Here is a 21993-nt window from a genome sequence, read left to right on the forward strand (position 1 = left end):
GATAAGCACTCTCACTCCTGCTCTGCTTTCCGATCAGTACTCTCGGTCGCTCGGAAGCGGATAGTAAAACGGCTTCCACCGCCTTTTCTTGATTCGTACTCGAACGAGGCGTTCAAGTAATCGCAAATGCGCGTCACAAGCGACAGACCAAGTCCAGTACCAAGGGACCCGCTTGACGGGGCAAGACGATTCCCGTGCCCTAACGTACTTTTGACTGCCTCTGGAAGACCCGGGCCCGTATCTTGGACAGTCAAGTGGTTCTCTCCAAGGATGACCGTCACTTCCCCCTGCTCAGTGTATTCGCAGGCATTTCGAACGAGATTGGCAACGGCTGACCTACAAAGTTCGACAGGCGCGCGCATGATAAGTGGGGCGTCGCCAACACATATAAGTCGAACAGGTTTGCCGGCAACAAGAGATTGATAAGTCACAACCTCCGCATATGCTACTTCACCAACCGAAACAGGTTCAAAATTGCTCAGTTCGGGAACACGCGCGAGCAGAAGCATCACGTTAATGCATTCGGCGGCATCTTTGGCGGCCTTGAAGACACGCAAAGCCGCCGCTCGCCTACGTTCGTCATTCTCACCTTCTAGAAGGATCTCAGTAGAACCAGTGATTACCATGAGTGGTGTACGAAGTTCGTGACTCACATCTCCGGTGAAGAAACGCTCACGATCAAGCACTCTGCGTAGTTCAACAGTATGCGCCTCAAGCGCTCTAGCGAGAAACCCTAACTCGTCTTTGCGCTCCGTAAGCGGCAGAACCCTAGCACCTCGCGCGACAGCAGTTGCTAATTCGCTGATCGGAGAAACGATGCGGCGTGCCACAAATCTTCCCAGGCCTGCAGCTGAGAGAACGCAGCAAGCAAAGAACGCAGCAAAGGTAGAGTAGACGACCAGTTCCACTTCTTCATAATCACTGCCATGGTCTACGACAACATATGGGCCGAACGCGTCGGCTCCCGCTAGTACGTGCAAGCTTTCTTGTCCACTTGCCGAGTCGGAGATCCCTGGCGGTAGCCCGCGCAGCGATGTGGGGATGTCATCACCTCGGTGAAAGCGAAGCCCAGCCGGCAGATCGACTTCTATTCCAGCAATTTCGCGCGGCAAAGCCCACTTCTCCACTTCTGCAAGCCGGTTATCAACGAGATGGACTTCTATTCCTTCTACAGCAACGGCAACGAGTATGGAAAAGCAACCGGCGAGAACAAAGCCGAAAAGCGTGAAGGCGGAGAGTATGCGTCGACTTAACAGGACATCGTTACGCATCTGGAAGCACCAATCTGTACCCAACGGCTGGAACCGTTACTAGCATCGGGAACTCGAACGGCTTATCGATAGCTTGGCGCAAAAAGTGGATGTGGGTTCGAAGTGAATCACTTTCCGGTCGATTCTCGCCCCACACGACATGCTCTAACGTCTCACGGGTTACAACACGAGGTGCGGCCACCATCAGCGCGCGAAGCATGACGTAACCGATTCGGGTCAACGCAATCCTAACACCATCACGCGATACCTCGTGAAGCTCCGGGTCGAACGACAAGGCTCCGAAACGTAGAGCCCGGTCGATTCCATGGGCACCGGTAGCTCGACGTATCATTGCCCTCAACCGCATGTCCAACTCGGCAACTGAGAAAGGTTTAATGAGATAATCATCTGCGCCGCTCTCGAACCCAGATGCCTTATCAGCTAGACTATCTCTCGCAGTCAGCATCAAGATTGGAGTGCTAAGCTTGAACTCGTAGCGTAATTTCTGGCAAACCTCGATCCCACTAATTCCCGGCAACATGACATCAAGGACAATCGCGTCATATTCGTTTTCTGAAATAAGGGCTAGACCGCCATAGCCGTTGCGCGCTGAGTCAAGCGTGTAGCCTTTAGGCTCAAGAAACCCGTAAAGGGTTGCAAGGATTTCTGAATTGTCTTCTACTATTAACACTCGCATGTTTGCTCTCACAATAGTTTATCGTGACTTCGATATTACTCAGGACACGATTCTGTCAAGTCGCAATCACATTGCGACGGTGGTCGACCTGTTCGATTAGAATATGAATCACCTGGAAATGAAGTGCATGCGATCGATTTGCGAATTGTCGCCCACGTTCGCAACTGAATTCACTTTCTTAGTCTTCAAGCTTAGATTTAGGCGCACCTGTCAACGCCATCACAAGTTCACAGCGGCTTCCGACTCATCGCTACCATTGGTTGTTGAGGTGTAGTGCGCCAATATTGCGAACAACCACAAGGCGGCGGCATCGAGCGAAACGCTGCCTAATAAAATCGCATCGATTGCAGTCCAAGTCGCTATAAAAGCACGGCAAGCAAAATCTTTGCGAGAAACATTGGATCGCGACCAGCGCAATTGCAAATCTGGAGTCATGGATTACAGGGCCTATATTTCATCGGCTCGGAGTGATGGGGCATTAGCTGCCGTTAATTGCACTGGAAGTCAGCTCGCGCCCGCGTACCCGATTGCGCCATCGCAATATCCGCTTTAGTGGTGCACTATGGAGCCAGCTAAGTACATTGCGCCGAAGATCCTTTTACAACCACGACCGTGCTAACCGCGTTCGCTTAACTACAAAGCGTGTCGTAATTTAAGACCTAGAAACGAATGTCGACATAGTCAAATCCTGTGAAGGGTTTAACCTGCTTATTCTCAGCGGTGGTCAGGTTGCACCGCGCCATTGCGGGCGCTCAGGGCGAGAAAGAGAGAGGGAAGTGAATGCAGCATCATTGGCGACTGGAAAGACGCGGTTCGCGACACGAACTGGCATGGCCTGCTCGAGTGCAGCCGGCGTGGATATTGCGTGGTTGCATGACGAGCAGTGAGAGTGCGCGCTTACGACTTTCTTTGAACCAGTTGCATTGCCTGGTTCGATCGAAACGACTCCGTCGCCTCGGTCGGCCTGATGCTGATGATGGCCGGAATGCTGCGCAACTAGACCCGTCTCTTGTATGCAATAAGCACTAACTGCACTCCAGCTGAACTGCAGTGCAAACATGAGGAGTAAAACCTGAACGAGCCTGCGAGTCATGGCGTGAAGTATAGCATTGACCCATGAGAAACACGGTCTGTTTTGTCCTCAAACTGCGCCATTAAATGAAGCATTTCGGCGATCAGGAATTGATTTTACGAACACACGGGTTGAAGATATCTAACGCTGGATTAATGGTGGCGCTATTGATATCTAACATGCCTAACACAGAGTGAAAAAAATTGTCGTGCGTGAACTCCTGCTGACGTCGCGCGTTAAGACACTGCTGATCTATCCGAAAGCGCCTACTGAAGGCGGAAGACATCCACATTATCATTGGCACATGGGTTTGCTCACGCGGTGCGATCAGATAAGGTGCGCCATGCAAATACATATTTCGTTCGCCAAGCGATTCTCCGTGATCGGATACGTAGAGCATCGCAGTGTCTACAACGCCAACGTTAGCCGCCGCTTCAAGTTGGGCGATCGTTCGGCTGAGGATGTAATCTGTGTAGAGAATGGTATTGTCATAGGCAGCAACGATCTCTTCTCGCGTGCATTGCTGGAAATCGGTCGTCGTACAGGCAGGACCAAATTTCGCGAAACGCTCAGGGTACCGCAGCGAATAAGCCGGTCCGTGACTACCTTTCTGATGCAGGACCAACACCGTGTCCTTAGTGATTTTACCAATAAATTCAGGGAAGTCTGCGAGCAGGCGCTCATCGTAACACTCCTCTGTTGAACAATGTACTGCTCCCGGTTCGGGAATTGAAAGATCCTGATACTCAACCCTATCACATACGCCTTTGCATCCGGAATTATTACTGCGCCAAATGACTCTCATCCCAGCATGCGACAAGACATCCAGTAGTCCCTCCTGCCCGCGGGCCTTTAGCGCATCATAATCGCTACGCCCCAATGTGGAAAACAAGCACGGGAGAGAGACGGCAGTCGCCGTGCCACAAGATTGGACATTGGTGAAATTAATGAGTCCTTTCTGGCGCGACAGTAGCGGATTAGTATCATTAGCGTAACCGTTCAACGAGAAGCTCGAGGCTCGGGCGGTTTCTCCCACTACGATCACCAAAACTACTGGCTTTCGCCCCTCGATCCACGTTCGACCTTTAATTGCATCCCGTCCGAGCGGCTTCACTATGATAGGGGTGCGCAATCGAGTGCTGGCATAGGCTTGGGTCGCCTGAATTAGGTTCATCGGAGTCAGTCTATACCGCAATTCATGGTACTGGCGGAAGGTAGGCGCCAAGCTCTTGAACGTTAAGATTAGCAACAAGATGGCAACGCAGATCACACCAGTGAATAGCGTGAGACGCGTCATCATTCCGCTACTGCCTCCAGGATAAATGATCTTTGTGCCGGCAAACCAAACCGAAGGAATGATACCGAAAACGGTAACGTAGACGAACATCCTCCAATTTAACAGCTCTGTCGCCTCCTTGAAGTCGGTCTCAAATACATTTTGGATCATCGTTTTATCTATAGAAATACCATATTGATGTATAAAATAACTAATGCCGGAAGAAATAACGATAGCCGCAATAACGACGGGCTTGAAAATTCGACTAAAGCTGAATAAAGTCAGAATTCCAATGAAAAATAGAACCAGAATAGCGAACATTCCAAGTAGCAGCGGAACGCGGGCAAAATCGATGCCATCGATGTACTCGATATAACCGACCCAGAACCCCGAGTTCGAGAATATCGAAAGATACACAGCAGCAATTACAATTGTCGAAAATACACTAAAATGCTTCTTGAAAATCTGCGTCACTTGATTACCCTTGATGAGTCAGTGCCCCGTTAGGCAACATAATTCATTCAGAATAGATTTTTAACCGTATCGCTAAGGTGAAAATGATGTTAAGTTCCTGATAAACGGAGGATGAAAAAATGACAATGGCATCAAATATTTCTTTGTCGTTGGGCGTTCTCAAACTAAGTGGCAAACGCATTACAATAATTGTGATAGCACGACTGGTACAAACAAGATCGCCCAAGTCAGCACAGCTAGCAATATCGTAGTGAACACGGCCGCGCTGCCCAGATCCTTCGCACGCCCTGATAGAACATGGTAGTCGAGCGACACTCTGTCGACCACAGCCTCAACAGCGGAGTTGAGCAACTCTACTATCAGAACAAGCAGCAAAACAGTTGTCAGCGCAACTTTTTCGATTGTTGAAACTGGTGCACATAAAGCAATTACTATTCCCGGACAAACTACCACCATCTCCTGGCGGAACGCATGCTCGTTTCGCCACGCTGTTCGAAGCCCCTTTATTGAGTAGCCAAATGCAGCTGTCACCCGTTTAGCGCCGCCGACGCTCTTGTATTGGCTCGAGTAATCTTCGTCGATTTTCATAACGATTTCGTTTAATATGATTTTTTTATGATTCAATAACATAGAAAGCTCACGATATTGCTACGAGCTCCCAAATCGCCTAACTTGCAAATGCTCTCATCAAGCCCGTAAAATCAGAGTTAAGAGGAGCAAAAAAGCGTTAAAAAAGAAAAAATAGGTATGTTACGCTTAGGAGGCGGACCGGTCGCCGCAGCGCGACCGGCGTGAGGGGCTTATCTGGCACTGCGACGTAATCCGAGCTGTTTTGCGGTCAGGTGAATTGCCCAAAGAATTCGCAAGCAGTCGATTATTGTGTAGAGTGACTACATAGCAGTATGTGCCGAAACTCAGTGGGCGATGCTGGATCAGTCCAATGGATCACACCTGCATATTCATGATGTTGGTATAAGCAGTCACTACCTGATTCCGTACCTGAAGAGTCCCCTGAAAGGCAATGCTCGATTTTTGCATCGCTATCATAGTGTCCGCTAAGCTGATCGAGTTGTCACCTAGTGTAAGACGCTGCCCGAGCTCCCGGGCCTCTGCAGAACGGTCGCTCACGGCCTGCAATGTCTTTTCCAGGGTCTGCGCGAAGTCAATTTTGACTGCCGGCTTGCTGCCTAACGCAGATGAATAAGTTACAATTTCTTGCAATAATATTGGCTTGCGTGACCCCGCCCTCAGTTGCTCCAACATAGCCTGAGTCGCGCTGCCGTCTATACTATCAATACTATTGATCGCCATAGGCCCTCCACGTTTTAAAGAAATCCGTCATCCTGACAGGAGATATGAGCTTTGCTTTCGCAATTTTGAATATCGTAGCGATTAGCCTGTTAAGCGCTCGTTAAATGCATGTCAAACCACACGTCGCGCACCGTGGGACAATGTCAAGCACGTCATTCACATGTTCGAGAATAGGATGAAACACGACAACCATAGGATTTCTTTAGAGGAACGTTGGCCGGTAAAAAAGACTAATGTTGGAATGGAAAGCGCTCCTTATTTCTTTTTGATATTTAATTAAACCATTGGTTCCTGTCCTCGCTGCCATACCCGCGATAGGCGTTGAGTAGGCTCTCACCTTGCGCTGAAAGCTGATTTTTAGTTACAGTCATCGCAGCTTTCAGGTAGCCTAAATGGACACAGTTCTAATTGAATCAATACATCTGTCGGCGAAGTACCTTTTTTACCTAAACAAAAAGAAGAAAAGCCTCGTGTCAAGCCTGACAAGGTACCTATTCTGCTAGGGACAGATATGATATCGATCTGAGAAATTTATTTCCGAGTGGTTTTATCCGGTTGTTTCAATTTAGATCCTGTATGGTACCCGCATGCCGGTCAAAATATACTCAAACTACATTAATAGTTCGCTGGATAAAGCTCTCGTTCGATCAGCTCTATCAAAATATGAATGATCTTTATGTGCATTTCCTGAGTCCGATCGGCAAACGCCCTAGATGGACAACTGATACAGACGTCACATAGGTCCTCCAAGGGCGATCCAGAAGCCCCGGTTAATGCGATGACCTGCATGCCGAGTTTCTGAGCCATCTGGGCTGCTACTAGGATCGAAGCACTTTTCCCGCTAGTACTTATCGCAAGCAAGACATCGCCAGGACGGCCATGAGATTGGATGTACCGGCTGAACACATTTTCATACCCGTAGTCGTTCGCGACGCACGTGATGTGAGTGGGGTCGCTGATTGCAGTTGCGGCAATCCCCGGGCGATCGTGACGGAACCGCCCTGTTAGCTCTTCCGCGAAATGCATTGCGTCGCACATTGATCCGCCATTACCGCACGAAAATGCCCTTCCGTTACTACGAAAAGCTGTCACCAACAAATGAGCCGCGGCGGCGACACTCTGGAGCTTGCTTTGATCATTTACAAACTGATCGAGCACCTGCTGCGCTTCGGTCAGGCCATTTTTGATATGTTCAATCATGTAAATTCCTATACTTTCAATGACTTGTGCGTGACTCAAAACTGTGTGCTCCTGTCGCCTGTTCACAAGGTGCACGCTCAACTTGGACGGTGGAATGGTGAATGTCGAATTTGTCTGCAACAGCACGACGTACCCCGGCCAACACAGTGTCGTCGTCAGCTTGATCGGGATTGCGTACGACGTGCACGGTCAAGCTCACCTTGCCGCTCGTGATGGCCCACACGTGCAGGTCGTGGATGGTAACGACACCGGACACCGCCAAAATCGTTTTCTCCACATCAGCAAGGACGATTTCCTCAGGCACGCCCTCAAGCAACACATTCAAGCTTGCTTTTAACAGCACCCAAGTACGCGGCAGTACCCAAAAGCCGATCGCCACGGCAATCACGGAATCAATCCACGCGGCTCCAGTCCAGCGGATCAGAAGCGCACCGATGATTACACCGATCGATCCCAACATGTCACTCCACACCTCAAGATAAGCGCCTTTGACATTCAGGCTGGAGTCCTTGCCAGCAGAGAGAAGCCGCATGCTGATCAAGTTGATGATTAGGCCAAGTACAGCCACGATTAGCATGGTCCCAGAGGCGATTTCGGGCGGATCTTGCAGACGTTTCCACGCTTCGAACAAAATGTACATTGCTACCATGAACAGCAGGATCGCATTCGTGGCAGCGGCCAGAATTTCGAAGCGATAGTAGCCAAAGCTGCGCTGTGTATCGGCCGGCCGGCGCCCGATTTGAATTGCCGCCAGTGATATAGCCAGTGCTGCAGCATCGGTGAACATGTGCGCCGCATCAGAGATCAACGCCAAGCTATTGGTCATAATTCCGGCGATGAGCTCGGCGACCAAGAACGTTGACGTCAGGCCAAGCGCGATCCACAAGCGACTTGTGTTTTGCGTGGGTGAGACGGTGTGGGAGTGTGAATGACCCGAACCCATGGTTTCTCCTTAATTCGTTACGTCGTTAATTTTAAGATCGAGACCGGCATCTGGACTCGAGGATCGGATATCAATGTGATCCGACCGCGATCTGTACAAGCATAGCTCTTCTCTAATCCAACAACCGACTCAGTTGCACTACCTGCGGTGCCAGCACAGCGAATATCATAATAACCATCAAGCCCACACCGACAATGCCATCGGCATTCTGGAACCCTGCTGCGATCGCCAATACAGTGAGAAGCGGCGCAATAAATGGAAGTGCTGCCAGAGCGGCATTAACCAAAACGATCGCGCCCTTTTGGGCGCTGCTATACCGGTAGTAAAACCCACGTAGCACACCAACCAAAAATGCGCATAATGCGCCCGGCAACAACTCGAGTGGCACCAAAGTTGATGCATGATTCAAGGCATGCACTGCGCCGCCAGCAAGAAATGGAGTGAGTAACACAAGGACGCTGACTACGGCAAAACGCACTACAGCGCTTTGAGCTGCCTTGCCCATTTTGCTCCGCTCCCCCTCAAGATTCCCGCTGTTCAGCGTCATAATGGCAAGCTGATACGACGCGCCTGCAGCTAAAGAAAAACTTTCCCAAAAGAAAGCTCCGTACATAGTCAAGATGACCACCACAATGCTCGATCCCAGGACTACGTGAGATACGGCGGTATCGAGACCGCTTGGTGTCATGCGCATAAACAAAATCTCCCAAACGCGGCAGAGCGACGCGCCCCGCCCGTCTCAATGAACAAGACCCAACGGCGCGGATAGCCTGTCAAATATCGATTGTCGATCGTCGACTGGCATCTGCGGGACGGCGCGTTGACGGGACCGTCCCGGCGCATCTTCTGCTCAACGGTTCAGACCGGGGTTACTACACGACTTTCACGTAGAGGGCCCTCAGCATCCTTTCGATGCGCCATGCGATACAGGAGCGGCAATACCAGCAGAGTAAGTACTGTCGAGGACAAAATGCCGCCAATCACTACTGTAGCCAGCGGGCGCTGAACCTCGGCTCCCGTACCGGTAGCGATCGCCATCGGCACAAACCCGAGCGATGCCACCAATGCCGTCATCAGCACCGGGCGGAGGCGCGTAAGCGCGCCATGCGTTATGGCTTCATCGAGCGACATGCCGTCTTCACGCAGCGACCGGATGAACGAGATCATTACCAGTCCGTTTAGCACTGCCACTCCGGACAAGGCAATAAAACCGATCGCTGCCGTGATAGAGAGCGGAATGTCTCGCAGTGCCAAGGCCGCAATCCCCCCGGTCAAGGCAAAAGGAATGCCGGTAAACACCAGCAGTCCATCTTTCACGTTCCGGAACATCATGAAAAGCAGTATGAACACCAAGAACAGTGCAAGAGGCACGACGATCTGCAGGCGCTGGGTCGCCGATTTCAGTTGCTCGAACGTACCGCCCCACGTGGTCCAGTAACCGGCCGGGATGCGCACGCTCTTGGCCAGCGCCTCCTCTGCTTCCGGTACGAAGCTACCAATATCGCGCCCGCGTACGTTGGCACTGATCACGATACGTCGCTTGCCGTCTTCGCGACTGATTTGGTTTGGGCCTGGCGCAATGTCGAGTGTCGCTAATTCACCTAAAGGAATGAAGTTCGTACCGGCGGCGCTAGAGCCCGAGCGAGCCGGTAGTGCGATCGGAAGCCGGCGCAACGCATCAAGGTCTGTTCGCTGTACCTCCGGCAGCCGCACAACGATCGCAAAACGGCGATCGCCTTCGAACATGGTGCCGGCCTCGCGGCCACCGGTTGCCGCCGAGATGGTTGCCTGAACGTCAGTAATGTTTAGGCCATAGCGCGCTGCCTTGTCACGGTCGATATTGACCGTCAGCATTGGCAAACCGGTGGTCTGCTCTACTTTCACCTCAGCCGCGCCCGGCACGCGTTGCAGTACTGCAGCGATTTGGGCACCAGTCGATGCCAGCACGTCCATATCGTCCCCGTACAGCTTTACAGCCACATCGCTACGCACGCCTGATATCAGCTCGTTGAAACGCAGCTGGATAGGTTGCGAGAACTCATACGCGTTACCCGTATATTTTTCCGCCTCTTTCTGGATCGCTTCCACCAGCTCGGCGTGGCTGCGCTTGGGCTTGGGCCAGTCAGACTCCGGTTTAAGCATGATGTAGCCATCAGAAATATTTTGCGGCATGGGGTCAGATGCGATCTCGGCTGTCCCGGTGCGAGCAAAGACACGTTCAATTTCAGGGAACCTCGCTTTCAGTCCTACTTCCAGCTTCTTTTGCATGTCCACAGACTGAGTCAGGCTAGTCGCTGGAATGCGTAAAGCCTGAATCGCAATATCCCCCTCATTCAGGTTCGGAATAAATTCACTACCCAGGCGCGTTGCCAGAAGCCCAGAGAGCATCACGATCACGATTGAGGCGGTCAGTACTATCGGCCCGTTGCGCAGGACAATACGCAGCGCCGGTTCATATGCGTTGCGCGCCATCGTCATCAAACGATTCTCTTTTTCCGCCACTCGCTTTCCGATAAACAGGGCTACCGCAGCAGGTACAAAAGTGATCGACAGGATCATGGCACCCAGCAGTGCGATGACCACAGCAAAAGCCATCGGATGGAACATCTTCCCCTCTACCCCGCTCAGCGCGAAGATCGGGAGGTATACCACCATGATGATCAATTGACCGAACAGGAGCGGTCGGCGCGCCTCTTTGGCAGCAGCAAAGACTTCCCGAAAACGCTCCTGCAAAGTCAGCTCGCGCTTGTTCTGTTCCTGTGCATGCGCCAGGCGCCGGACACAATTTTCAACGATCACTACGGCGCCGTCGATGATGATGCCGAAGTCGAGTGCGCCAAGGCTCATCAGGTTCGCACTAACGCGGTATGTAACCATCCCTGTAAATGTGAATAGCATCGACAGAGGGATGACCATCGCTGTAATGATGGCCGCGCGAATGTTGCCCAAGAAGATGAACAAAATCACGACGACCAGGATTGCGCCCTCCAGCAAGTTCTTGCGCACTGTGGAAATCGCTTTATCGACCAGTACCGTGCGGTCATACACAGGAACGGCTTTGACGCCGGCAGGCAGGGTCTTATTGATCTCCACCATCTTGTCTGCGACCAATTGCGAGACCTGCCGGCTGTTCTCACCGATGAGCATGAATACGGTACCGAGCACAACTTCGACACCGTTGTCGGTCGCGGCACCCGTGCGTAATTCGCGTCCAACAGCGACGTCAGCGACATCGCGAATACGCACCGCGACCCCATCCTCGTTCTTCAAGACTGTGTTTCGGATATCGTCGATAGTGCGTACTTGGCCAGGCGCGCGAATCAGGAGCTGCTCGCCCGATCGCTCGATGTAACCTGCGCCCGTATTGTCGTTGTTGCGCTCGACTGCTGTGGCGACATCAGCCAGAGTGACCCCGTAAGAGCTGAGGCGGTTCGGATCGGGGGTGATATGGTATTCCTTGGCGTAGCCACCGATCGAGTTAATCTCGGTAACGCCTGGTACCTGACGCAGTTGCGGCTTGATGATCCAGTCCTGTACTTCGCGCAGGTCCGTCGGAGTATAGGGTGTGCCGTCAGGCTTTTTTGCCCCTGCTTCAGTCTCGACCGTCCATAAGTAGATTTCGCCCAAGCCGGTGGAAATCGGACCCATAACCGGTGTCGCACCTTCAGGCAGTCCCTCCCGCGCTTCTTGCAGTCGTTGGTTGACCAGCTGACGCGCGAAATAAATGTCAGTACCGTCGTTGAAGATGACGGTCACCTGCGACAGCCCGTAACGCGACAGCGAGCGTGTTTGCTGTAATCCAGGCAGGCCGGCCATCACAGTCTCGACAGGATAGGTGATGCGCTGCTCGACCTCGAGCGGCGAGTAGCCTGGCGCCGATGTATTGATCTGGACCTGCACATTGGTGATGTCGGGTACTGCGTCAATCGGCAGGCGCTGATAGTTGTAGACGCCGATCGCCGCCATGGCGAAGACCAGGCCCATGACGAGCCAACGGCTGTCAATGGCAAAACGTATGATGCGTTCAAACATGGAATCCCCTTTTAATGGCCGTGCTCGGCGCTACCCTTGCCGAGTTCGGCCTTGAGTACAAAGCTTCCGCCGTTGACATAGCGCGTACCTGGGCGCAAGCCTTCGAGGATTTCGACTCCTTTGCCGTCGATGGTGCCGGTCACGACCGGCTGTGCGCGAAAGCCGCCTTCAACGGCTACGAAGACAACGGTCTTGTCTTCGACCGTCTGGATGGCGTCGACAGGCACAGCAACTGCGGCCTGTCTTGTTCCTTGCACCAGCATGACGTCGACGAACAGACCTGGACGCCAGGCGCCGCCCGGGTTGGCGATAACTACGCGCGCAGTCGCAGTGCGCGTCTGTGCCCCGACCAACGAACCCACGTAGCTCACTTTCCCAACAGCAGTCAGGTCTGAGCCAGTGGCTGTGACGGTCGCGGATGCGCCGCTGCGCACACTCCCCAAATCTTTTGGCGTGACAGCGACGTCTACCCAGACCCGCGACAAGTCAGTCAGTACGAGCACATTGGTGTTTTCCTGCACCGCTTCGCCCAGAGTGATGTGCTTCTCCACGACGACAGCGTCAAACGGTGCACGCAATTCGTAACGGTTCAATGCGCCACCTGCGCCTGAAACTTCGAGCGCTGCCAGTTTCGAGCGGGCAGTCTGCAGGGCCAGCTCAGCCTCACGCAATGCCTGCTCCGCCTGTTGGTAGTCCTGCTGGGCAGAAATGCGGTCCTGCCACAGTTTTTTCTCACGCTCGTAGACGGTTTTTGCCATCCCGAGCCTGACCTGCGCTGCATTAGCAGCGCTTCGCAGGTCGGCCAGATCAGGGCTGGAGATCACAGCAAGCACTTGTCCCTTCTTGACTGTTTGCCCCAGCTGCGCGGGAATAGATTCGGCCACCCCGCTCAAGCGCGGCACGACGTGCGCCGTCAGGTCGTCGTTGACACGAACTTCGCCAGGAAGCTTCACCATGTTATTGATCGTGGCCGGCCCGGCAATTAAGGTCGTGATCCCCGCCTTCTCAGCCTGCGTGACCGACAGCTTGACCAACCCTTCGTCGTCATGCTTTTCTTCTGAACCCTCTTTTTCTTCTGAACCCTCTTTGCTGGCGGTGCGGCTTTCTTTGGCTCCTTCTGTTTTCTCGGTCTCGGCGTGGCCATGGGCATCTTCGCCTGCGCCGACTTCGCCACCGTTCTTGTTCCAGAACAGTATTGTCATCGCCAAGACGGCGCCAATGGCCAAGATCGCGGCGATGATCGGCAGACTTTTCTTCTGGTGATTGCTTAGTGATTTCATTGCATGTGTTCCTTGAAAATAGCTGTGCCGTAAGGGCCAGCTGTGGGCGCGACACGTTCAATATCCGTGGCTGCCCTATAGCGCTCCGAAAGGCCGCGCAGATAGAGCGTGCGCGCCTGAATCAATGCGCGTTGGGTGTCAAGTACGTCGAGGAACCCAAATTTGCCGAGCTCAAAACCGATCACGGCGGCGTCGTACGCTTGTTGTGCCGCCGGCACCATTTCAGTCTTGAGGCTATCGAGTTGTAACTGCGCGACTTCGGCACGTTGGCGTGCATCGGCGAGTTCTTGGTACAGGCGTAGGCGTTCAGCTTCCAGCTCGTCGCGTGCTTGGTCCACGCGTCTAAGGGCAGCGAGCATGTTGCCTTGGTTACGATTAAACAAGGGCAGCGGTATGGAAACGCCAAATACTGCTTCACTGCCCCCGCGCTCGCGATCACGCTGAGTTCCCACCGTGACTGATAAATCCGGTATCCGTGCCGAACGTTCAATGGTCACCTGCGCGTTTTGCCGACCCACTTGCGCCTCGGCTTGTCGCAGTTGCGGCGATGCACTCATGCGTTGCTCGAGTTCTGCCATGGCAGGAATGGCGGCGAACTCGATGGCCGGCATCTGCAAAGGCTGTTCGACGGCACGCGAAATCCCCATCAGCGCAGCGAGCCGGCGCCGAGCTGAAGCCCGGTCGGCCATCGCCTGAGTAAGTTCCATGCGCACGGCCGACTCTGCCACGCTGGAGCGGGTCTGCTCGACCGGCGATATCTTGCCTGCGGTGACACGACGACTTGCGGCATTTGTCGCGCGCCGGGCAATCTCCAATGCTGCTTCGGCGAGGACAACGCGCTCCTGCGCAGTCAATGCTTCCATATAGGCCGCCATGACGTCCGCGCGCAGCGTAGCGCGTCGAACATCTAGTGACCGGGCAGCTAGCAACTGCTCCTGTTCGGCGGCAGCGACACGCGCCCCACGTTTGCCGCCAAGCTCGATAGTCTGGGTAATTTGTGCTGTCTCGACTCGAGAACGACGGTCGGTCCCTTCGGTCGACAGGGACAGCTCCGGATTCGGCAGAACACCGGCCTGGATGCGGCCGCCCTCGGCGATCCCTATTGCGTGCGATGATGCGCGCAGACTGGGGTTATTAGCATACGCCGCGCGAATAGCCTGTTGGAGAGTCAATGGGAGCTGCACAGTATCGGCAACCCCCGGCGGTATAGTTCGGTCGCGCAGTACTTCCGACTGCGCTGTTTGAGCGTAAAGAGGGGCCGACTGCGCAAGCAGCAAGAGCGCCCCCAGGATCATAGATCTGTATTGCATGGATAACTCCGAGGTGAAAGAATCGAAAGCTATCCGGCGACTGCGCAAGCGCCGACCTTGCGCCAAAGCGCACGATCGGAAACAGCGAGGATTACCTGGAAATAAAAGGGATTGCCGCCGGACTTAAATGGCGGCAGCCCACTGGGGGCGCTCAGGAGGAACCTGGGGAACTGAGGCGAATTTGACGTTAATACTGGTTGGCGCAATGCCTGCCGTAAGCAGATACTGCGTAACAGGTGCGGCCGCAGGAGCCAACACAGCATGAGCACAAGACGAACAGTGCGAGTGCTGAGCAATCTTTTTGGTCGAGGCAGGCTTGCCATCATCAGCAGCTTTCGCTAGCTGATCGTGGGCATCGGCCTTGTGTTGGTGATGTCCGAGGTGCTGCGCCGCGCGCCCGGTCTCATGCATGCAATAGGCGCTGATCGCACTCCAGGTGAACTGGAATGCGAGCATCATCAGCAAGCAAGTGAGAAATCGGCGGGTCATGGGCGGCAGTATAACATCGTGCACTGTTAATGGTTGCGCTCATGCAGGTTTATGCGCAATAAACGCATGCCATTAAAAATGACGAGCAGGCTTGCGCCCACGTCGGCGAAAACGGCCATCCAGAGAGTCGCCCAACCAACGATTGCGAGTATCAAAAACACGATCTTAATCAGAAGGGCGGCGCCGATATTTTGCCTTAGGATGGTCCCGGTAGCGCGGCTAAGGACAATAAACTGCGGCACTTTGCGAAGGTCGTCTTCCAGCAGAGCGACATCGGCCGTCTCGATCGCAGTATCAGTGCCCGCTGCGCCCATGGCGAAACCGATGCTCGAGCGTGCCAAGGCTGGCGCATCGTTAATGCCATCACCAACCATCCCTACGCTTCCATGGCGTGCCAGTTCCTCGTCGATGACAGAGAGTTTTTCTTCCGGCAGCAAACCGCCTCTGGCATCGTCGATTCCAACCTGTCGCGCAATGGACGCTGTTGCAGCAACGTTGTCGCCACTGAGCATCACGGTGTGAATCCCGAGGCGATGGAGACGCTCGATGGCCTCAATGCTTGTTGGGCGGATCGTGTCGGCCACGGCTATGATCGCAAGGACACGTTGCCCGTTGATCAGGGCGACAGCGGTCTTGCCCTCGCCTTCCAGTTTTGCGATCAAACTGCTAGCCTGTTCGTTTGTAATTCCTAGTTCGTCCAACAGTCTCGTGTTACCAAGGTGATACAGAACGCCGTCGATACGCCCTTGCGTTCCACGCCCACCAAGGGCCTTGAAGCTCTCTACCTCAGCCAGTTGCGTGCCTGCCAACTCATCATGCCAATGGCGACTGATGGCACTGGAGACCGGGTGGTCCGAGCGTGCGGCGAGCGACGCGGCAAAGTACAACGCGGCCTCATCGGGATCATCGACAGGAACGACGTCGGTGAGCGAAGGTTTCCCACGCGTGATGGTGCCCGTCTTGTCGAGCGCGATGTAACGCAACTTCGCGCCCTGCTCCAGGTAGACACCGCCCTTGATCAGCACTCCCGCTCGAGCGGCGCGCGCCAGGCCGCTCACCACCGTCACCGGTGTTGAAATGACCAGTGCGCATGGACAGGCGATGACGAGCAATACCAGCGCTTTATAAATCCAGTCCATCCACTCTCCGCCAGCAAACAGAGGCGGCAAGATTGCTACGAGCAATGCGACGAAAAATACAACTGGGGTATAAACGGTGGCGAAGCGATCAACGAACCGCTGGGTCGGAGCCCGTTTTCCCTGGGCTTCCTGCACAGTTCGAATGATGCGCGCCAGAGTCGAGTTGCTATGTAACGAGGTGACCTGGTATTCGAATGAGCCGCTCTCATTGATCGTCCCGGCAAATACCTTGTCCCCTGCGACCTTCGCGACCGGCATGCTTTCCCCGGTGATGGGTGCTTGATTGACGGTAGACTCACCGGCGGTGACCTGGCCATCCATGCCGACACGCTCACCTGGCGCAACGCGTGCAAGAGCGCCGACATTGACACCGGCGGCATCGCGCTCTGCCCATACGCCATTGTTACCGCGAACAGTGACACGATCGGGCGTCAATGCCATCAGACCTTGGATGGCATTGCGTGCGCGATCAAGAGCATGAGACTCGATCAATTCGGCCAGTGAGAACAAGACCATCACCATTGCGGCCTCCGGCCACTGCCCAATAAGCACGGCGCCAGTGACCGCGATCGACATCAGTGCGTTGATGTTCAGGTTCCGATGCCGTAGCGCGGCCCACCCTTTGCGATAAACGTCCGGCCCGGTGAGCGCGATGGCTAGCACCGCAAGCACAATTACCAAAAGTGAGTTCTCGTCTCCGGTCGTCCATGCGATAACTTCGGCACTAACCGCCGCTGCCAAGCCAAGCAAAAGTTTGATGAACGGAGCGCGCGACGGCGCGGCGGGGGTGACTTGGTCCGCTCGGGTTTCACTGGGCTTCGAAGAATCCGGCTGATCCGAATCCTGGATGCGAATGGGTTCCGGAAGTGCCATTGGCACCGGCATCATGGCAAGTGCGCGGATCGCCACAAGAATGGGCTCAGGAGCAGGCAGCGTGTGGGTGACCCTCAATTGGCGTTGCATCAGGTTAAAGTCGAGCGCTACGACGCCAGGCAGTTTGGCGAGTGCATGGCGAAGGAGACGTTCTTCCGTGGGGCAGCACATCTGCGCGATGTGGATCGTCACTTCGTGCGGAGCGTCCTCTATCGTCACTTCGTTAGCAAGCGACGCTGCAGGCGGTTTGATTTCGCAACAGGATTTCGACTGGCATTTCGACATGGTCGTCTCTCAGATTGGTGTATAGTCGCCATTTAAATCCCTGAAGCGGGTACAGGGTCAAGCACTATTTGCGTAAAGGGACCGATATCATGAAAATAGGCGAACTGGCCCAACGCTCTGGGTGCCTGGTGGAAACCATCCGATATTACGAACAAATTGGGTTGCTGGCCCCGCCCGCTCGCAGCGCAAACAACTATCGATCCTATGGGCATGCGCACGCTGAACGCCTAGACTTCATCAGGCATTGCCGCGCTCTGGATATGCCACTAGACGAGATTCGTAAGCTCCTCGACCTTCGGGACTTCCCCGAGCAGGACTGCGCCGAGGTCAACGCTTTGCTGGATCAGCATATTGCAGAGGTAAGTGCACGGATTGCGGCGCTGACGATGCTCGACGAGCAATTGAGGCGCTTGCGCAGCAGATGCAACAGCACGGATGCAACTCGCTCGTGCGCGATACTCAACGCACTCGGAGGCGTCTGAATCAAAGTAGCTGAAACCGCAAACGACGTTGTATGCATGTGTCGACGTGTCGAGGTGCTGTTGCAGAAATCGACCCGTGCAGCCTTCGAGCATGGTATAGGTAAGCTTATGGCATGAGTGCCCCAAAATAACCGAAACACCGAACAACCCACTGGAAACTCTGCAACACGGCGGTGAAGGCGTCCGGCTCCCTGCTCATTTCACAGCACAAGGACATGTGGTGCCGGCCGTGCCAGCGGCAAACGGGGCCGCAGCTGAAAATACAGCAAAACGGCGATGCAGCTCTCCTCGACAAATAAAAGGCTTGTTCAGCCTTCCCCTGCGCCAAAAGATGGGCCCCGACCTGAGTCAATGCCAAAGCCCGAAACGCTATCCCGGCGACCCGTCACCTTGGCAGGAGGCCCGCGCACCGCGGCTGTACGTGCCTCTGTCGAGATAAATCATTTGTTCGCTTTAACAGCGGTGTCATCACTACACGTGGCCGTGACTTGCCGGTTCCCAAGATCAGCGAGCGATCGAGATGATTCTCGGCGCGTTTCGCCAGAGTCAGTGTCGCTATGTGACGGTGTTTAGGTACTTTTTTTTCAGTGCGCGCTGAGTGAGTATTGTTAGGTACAGGGTCGCGTAAATCGAGCGCAACCAGATACCTAAAACTTCGTCATTGATTTAACGTCGTTTCAAATCAAAGACTTAGTACCGAGCTCAGTTAGTAGATTTAGGTAAGAGCACTTGCGTTTCACCCTGCCGTGTTCGAAAACTGACTTTACGCGCTGATTGATCTGCCTGGCGCAGCATTGCGGCCACGCCCCCAGCGCCAACGAAAGAGCACCACCTTGGCCCGAATACCGTTCCAGATGTCCGACGAGCAAGCGAGTAAGCTGCTGCTGTTTGTCTCGCCGCTCAAAGAGAAATATCCACCTGGTCGCCCGTCGAACAGGCCATTCGTGCATGAGTTCATTCGGGCTGTCCATACAGCGACTGGGCGGACGTTCAGTCCAGCGATTTACCGGCGCCTGCTTAATGCTTACGCGCCTGATTACAAGCCATCGACCAATACGCTTGCGCTCGAAAAAGAAGCCGTTGAACGGGAGATCTCAGGTGCGGCGGCGCCGGCGTCGGTTCCCGATGCAGCGGCCCCGAGCTGGCTAGCGCCAACCGGCGACATTGATGGCTTGATAAGGGGTGCGGTTGAGGATGTGTTGGCACGTCAGCTCGGCGCCGTAGGAAAAGCAGTCCAGGGAGAGCAGCAAATGGCTCAAACCTACATTGCCGACCTTTGCAACCGCCTTGCGGCCTCAGACCGGGCGTTGGCAGAAACGCGAGGGCTCGCTGCCAAGCTGGCTGCCGACCTCCAGGTGTCGACGGAGCGTGTAGCTGATGCGACCGCGAGGCTGCATCAGGCCGAAGCGTCGGCGCAGGCGCTGCGCGAGGCTCATGGTGCAGCAATGCAGGCAGTGGCTGACGAGCTTGCCGAGATACGGAAGTTCGCCATGCGCTCCATTGATGACGTGCGTGGGGAAACCCGGGCGGAGCGTGACCGCCGGAGCCAGCTTGAAGAACTGCTGAAAACGAATGAACGATTGATGGAAGTGTTTCGCCAGGCCGCCTATCAGCGCGGCGGCGCGATTCCTCCTGAACTGCGCACGGAGCAAAAACGATGAAGAACGACCTGATTGTTCAGCCAAACGCCCTCCCCACCCGCCCGATCGACTCTACGCCGCATATCTTGGGCGCCGTGGTCGACGACTGGCACGCAATCGAGGTCTGGCTCGCAACGGTGGCGTCCAACAGCCGCAATGGGAAGACATCCACGGTTGCCACATATCGCTTCCACCTTGCGAAGCTGCGGTGGTTCTGCGAAAAGGTGCTCGGCCGCCCGCCTTCGACATGGAGCATGCAAGACGTTGAGGCGTTCCGCGATTTCCTCAAGGAGGTGCCGCCGCGGTACCTTCCCGCGAATAAGGGCGAACCGAACCACACTCCCTTTAAGTCGCAGCCTTCAGTTAGCTCGCAAAGCGACATCATGCGGTTCACGAAGGCGATGTTCGGAGCCTTGCAGGCGAGCGGATATCTCCAGCGCGACCCAATGGCCATGACAAAGGCTCCAGCAGCCCGGCGCCTGAACGTGTCGCGAGCGATTCATCTTGATGTGTACGACACGGTCCTTCATGTGATGGACGAGCAGGATCGCTCATGCTTGACTGACCGACGCCGGCATTTGCGTGATCGCTTTATCCTCGTATGTCTGCGCGAAGCGGGATTGCGTGCGACGGAAATTGTCGGAGCAAAGATGGGCGCGTTCACGCAGTTGGCAGATCCTGCGAACCGCAAGACGTACTGGGTGTTCACTGTGTCCGGTGAAAACGCTAAAGGAGGCAAGGAACGCCCAGTACCGGTGACAAGCCTGTTGATGGACGCACTGATCGCCTACCGCCTCTCGTTCGCCCTGCCCCCCTATCCTTCGCACGGAGATTCAACGCCCCTGCTGCTGTCGCCCCGCACGAAGAAAATAGAGCTTAAGGGAGGCGCGATTACACGTGCGGCCGACAAACGCTTCTTCGGCGCTTGGGCAAGCGTAACCACGCGCCAAGGCCTCAACAAGATCATCAAGGCTCGCCTGTCCGATGCTGCCGCGGTCATCCAATCCCGAGGGGATCGCGCTACAGCTGATCGGCTCAGGGAAGCATCTGCGCATTGGCTGCGCCACACGTTTGCCACGGCCGCACTCCTGAAAGGGCAAGATATTCGTACCGTCGCCTCTATGCTCGGCCATAGCAGCGTCGAGACGACGATGAACTATACGCGCCAGGGTGCGCTTGACGTAGTGCGTGCGAGCGAAAAGGTCGACTTTGGCGCTATTGCGCAGGTTCAATCGCCGGCAATTTTTGACGACATAGAATCCGTCCCAAAGTAGTAGCCAGGCCGTTATCGAAAATGCGTAAATCGGCGCACCAGGATGTGTAAGCTGGCCCTAATACTCACCAGAAAGATGTTAATAAATCATGGCTGCCACAAGACAAGACCGCGAAAAGGCGGTAAAGCGAGCGTTGGCTAATTCCGCGTTGGAAGGCTTGAAGCCCGATTCGGAATTCACTGCGTTACTCAATCGGTATATCGACGGTGAAATTTCACTAGATAGTGCTCTTGAGTACACCAGGACGCAATACAACAGGCACCCGGTCTAGATTGTTGTGTTCACGACTACTATTATGTTCATCTGCTCGATGGGCTCGATAATTTAACAGGGAAAGAAATGGCGAAGAAATTTCAGATGGTGTGTGGGCTTTGGGTGAACCCCGACTTTTCGCAGGTGCTCGCGGGCCGAGCGCAGCCGCCGCGGGTTAACCATTCGGATGTGGACTTTGCCGCTCTCCATGCTGCGATCTGCGAGCTATTTCCTTATGGTCCGCCAGTGCATATCCAGCTGCCAAACGACACGATCGACCAGGTCGCCGTCCACGTGCGCGCAAGTGGAAAGCACAGCGCCTCAATGCGATGCGAAGATTTCGGCGCTGCACTTCTCAGCTGCGCGAAAAAGGACAACGACGAGATCGTCGACGTTCGCGCTTCATGGGCTCCACTACATGAGCTGCCGGATCGCGCTTTCGCCCCGCCACCAGTTATCTTGCCGTTCGTTGTAACCGCTGAAGACTTCGAAGATGCAATGGTCTGGCATGCGAGCACTAGGCCAAGGATTGGACTGCCAGCGTTCGATATCATGGATGAGATGTCGAACCCGGGGAAAGAGCGAGAAGAGAACGGCACTTTGCCGGTCGAATTCCGGGCAGCTCTGCAGCGAATCTTTGGCACGCCGTATGACCCGATGACCGTTCTTGACCGCATGGCCATTGACAAGGCGCCGCGTTGATATGACTTAGGC

General features: G+C 54.6%; 19 protein-coding genes and 1 pseudogene. 6 read left to right on the forward strand and 14 right to left on the reverse strand.

Translation table 11 applies throughout. The annotated features are described in order from the left end of the window. Positions 1–11 precede the first annotated feature (11 nt). From AC56LV_RS22830 to AC56LV_RS22895, 14 genes are all read right to left on the reverse strand, one after another. Complete coding sequence (locus tag AC56LV_RS22830; RefSeq protein WP_499561040.1) at positions 12–1271, reverse strand: sensor histidine kinase; 1260 nt, start codon at positions 1269–1271, stop codon at positions 12–14. Beyond that, a complete protein-coding gene (locus AC56LV_RS22835) occupies positions 1264–1947 on the reverse strand; it encodes a response regulator transcription factor (protein ID WP_499561042.1) in 684 nt (227 codons plus the stop codon). The genes AC56LV_RS22830 and AC56LV_RS22835 overlap by 8 nt, the downstream gene beginning before the upstream one ends. A gap of 219 nt (positions 1948–2166) precedes the next feature. Continuing rightward, a complete protein-coding gene (locus AC56LV_RS22840) occupies positions 2167–2382 on the reverse strand; it encodes a hypothetical protein (protein WP_499561044.1) in 216 nt (71 codons plus the stop codon). 740 nt (positions 2383–3122) lie between these two features. Further along, entirely contained in the window at positions 3123–4769 is a 1647-nt protein-coding gene (locus AC56LV_RS22845) for a phosphoethanolamine transferase (protein WP_499561046.1), read from the reverse strand. Positions 4770–4949: 180 nt separating this feature from the next. Further along, the gene (locus AC56LV_RS22850; RefSeq protein ID WP_499561048.1) at positions 4950–5357 is read right to left on the reverse strand and encodes a diacylglycerol kinase; all 408 of its coding nucleotides are present in this window, start codon (positions 5355–5357) and stop codon (positions 4950–4952) included. Between the two features lie 357 nt (positions 5358–5714). Beyond that, positions 5715–6080 carry a flagellar hook-basal body complex protein FliE gene (fliE, locus tag AC56LV_RS22855; RefSeq protein ID WP_499561050.1) on the reverse strand — a complete coding sequence of 122 codons (366 nt, stop codon included), beginning with the start codon at positions 6078–6080 and terminating at the stop codon, positions 5715–5717. 615 nt (positions 6081–6695) lie between these two features. Then, entirely contained in the window at positions 6696–7280 is a 585-nt protein-coding gene (locus AC56LV_RS22860; protein ID WP_499561052.1) for an SIS domain-containing protein, read from the reverse strand. 16 nt (positions 7281–7296) lie between these two features. Then, the gene (locus tag AC56LV_RS22865; protein ID WP_499561054.1) at positions 7297–8223 is read right to left on the reverse strand and encodes a cation diffusion facilitator family transporter; all 927 of its coding nucleotides are present in this window, start codon (positions 8221–8223) and stop codon (positions 7297–7299) included. 112 nt (positions 8224–8335) lie between these two features. After that, positions 8336–8917, reverse strand: coding sequence for a hypothetical protein (locus tag AC56LV_RS22870; RefSeq protein WP_499561056.1), 582 nt, complete (start codon positions 8915–8917; stop codon positions 8336–8338). 164 nt (positions 8918–9081) lie between these two features. Beyond that, positions 9082–12255 carry a CusA/CzcA family heavy metal efflux RND transporter gene (locus tag AC56LV_RS22875; RefSeq protein ID WP_499561058.1) on the reverse strand — a complete coding sequence of 1058 codons (3174 nt, stop codon included), beginning with the start codon at positions 12253–12255 and terminating at the stop codon, positions 9082–9084. 11 nt (positions 12256–12266) lie between these two features. Continuing rightward, positions 12267–13535, reverse strand: coding sequence for an efflux RND transporter periplasmic adaptor subunit (locus AC56LV_RS22880; protein WP_499561060.1), 1269 nt, complete (start codon positions 13533–13535; stop codon positions 12267–12269). After that, entirely contained in the window at positions 13532–14707 is a 1176-nt protein-coding gene (locus AC56LV_RS22885; RefSeq protein ID WP_499561062.1) for a TolC family protein, read from the reverse strand. The genes AC56LV_RS22880 and AC56LV_RS22885 overlap by 4 nt, the downstream gene beginning before the upstream one ends. A 261-nt stretch (positions 14708–14968) precedes the next feature. Continuing rightward, entirely contained in the window at positions 14969–15304 is a 336-nt protein-coding gene (locus AC56LV_RS22890) for a cation efflux protein, CzcI family (RefSeq protein ID WP_499561064.1), read from the reverse strand. A 56-nt stretch (positions 15305–15360) separates the two neighbouring features. Then, positions 15361–17631, reverse strand: coding sequence for a heavy metal translocating P-type ATPase (locus AC56LV_RS22895; RefSeq protein ID WP_499561066.1), 2271 nt, complete (start codon positions 17629–17631; stop codon positions 15361–15363). An 89-nt stretch (positions 17632–17720) separates the two neighbouring features. On the opposite strand from AC56LV_RS22895, the gene cadR reads away from it, so the two are divergent. The 6 genes and pseudogenes from cadR (at position 17721) to AC56LV_RS22925 (ending at position 21981) form a co-directional block, all read left to right on the forward strand. Then, complete coding sequence (cadR, locus tag AC56LV_RS22900) at positions 17721–18113, forward strand: Cd(II)/Pb(II)-responsive transcriptional regulator (protein WP_499561068.1); 393 nt, start codon at positions 17721–17723, stop codon at positions 18111–18113. A gap of 173 nt (positions 18114–18286) precedes the next feature. After that, positions 18287–18450: pseudogene (locus AC56LV_RS22905) on the forward strand (transposase); the annotation flags it as partial. A gap of 517 nt (positions 18451–18967) precedes the next feature. Beyond that, entirely contained in the window at positions 18968–19774 is an 807-nt protein-coding gene (locus tag AC56LV_RS22910) for a hypothetical protein (RefSeq protein ID WP_499561070.1), read from the forward strand. Continuing rightward, entirely contained in the window at positions 19771–21027 is a 1257-nt protein-coding gene (locus AC56LV_RS22915) for a tyrosine-type recombinase/integrase (RefSeq protein WP_499561072.1), read from the forward strand. Before AC56LV_RS22910 ends, AC56LV_RS22915 begins: the two co-directional genes overlap by 4 nt. 88 nt (positions 21028–21115) lie before the next feature. Further along, entirely contained in the window at positions 21116–21298 is a 183-nt protein-coding gene (locus tag AC56LV_RS22920) for an antitoxin VbhA family protein (RefSeq protein WP_499561074.1), read from the forward strand. A 68-nt stretch (positions 21299–21366) separates the two neighbouring features. Then, a complete protein-coding gene (locus AC56LV_RS22925; RefSeq protein WP_499561076.1) occupies positions 21367–21981 on the forward strand; it encodes a hypothetical protein in 615 nt (204 codons plus the stop codon). Positions 21982–21993: the final 12 nt, after the last annotated feature.

The organism is Telluria sp. RB2R28 (assembly GCF_059685835.1).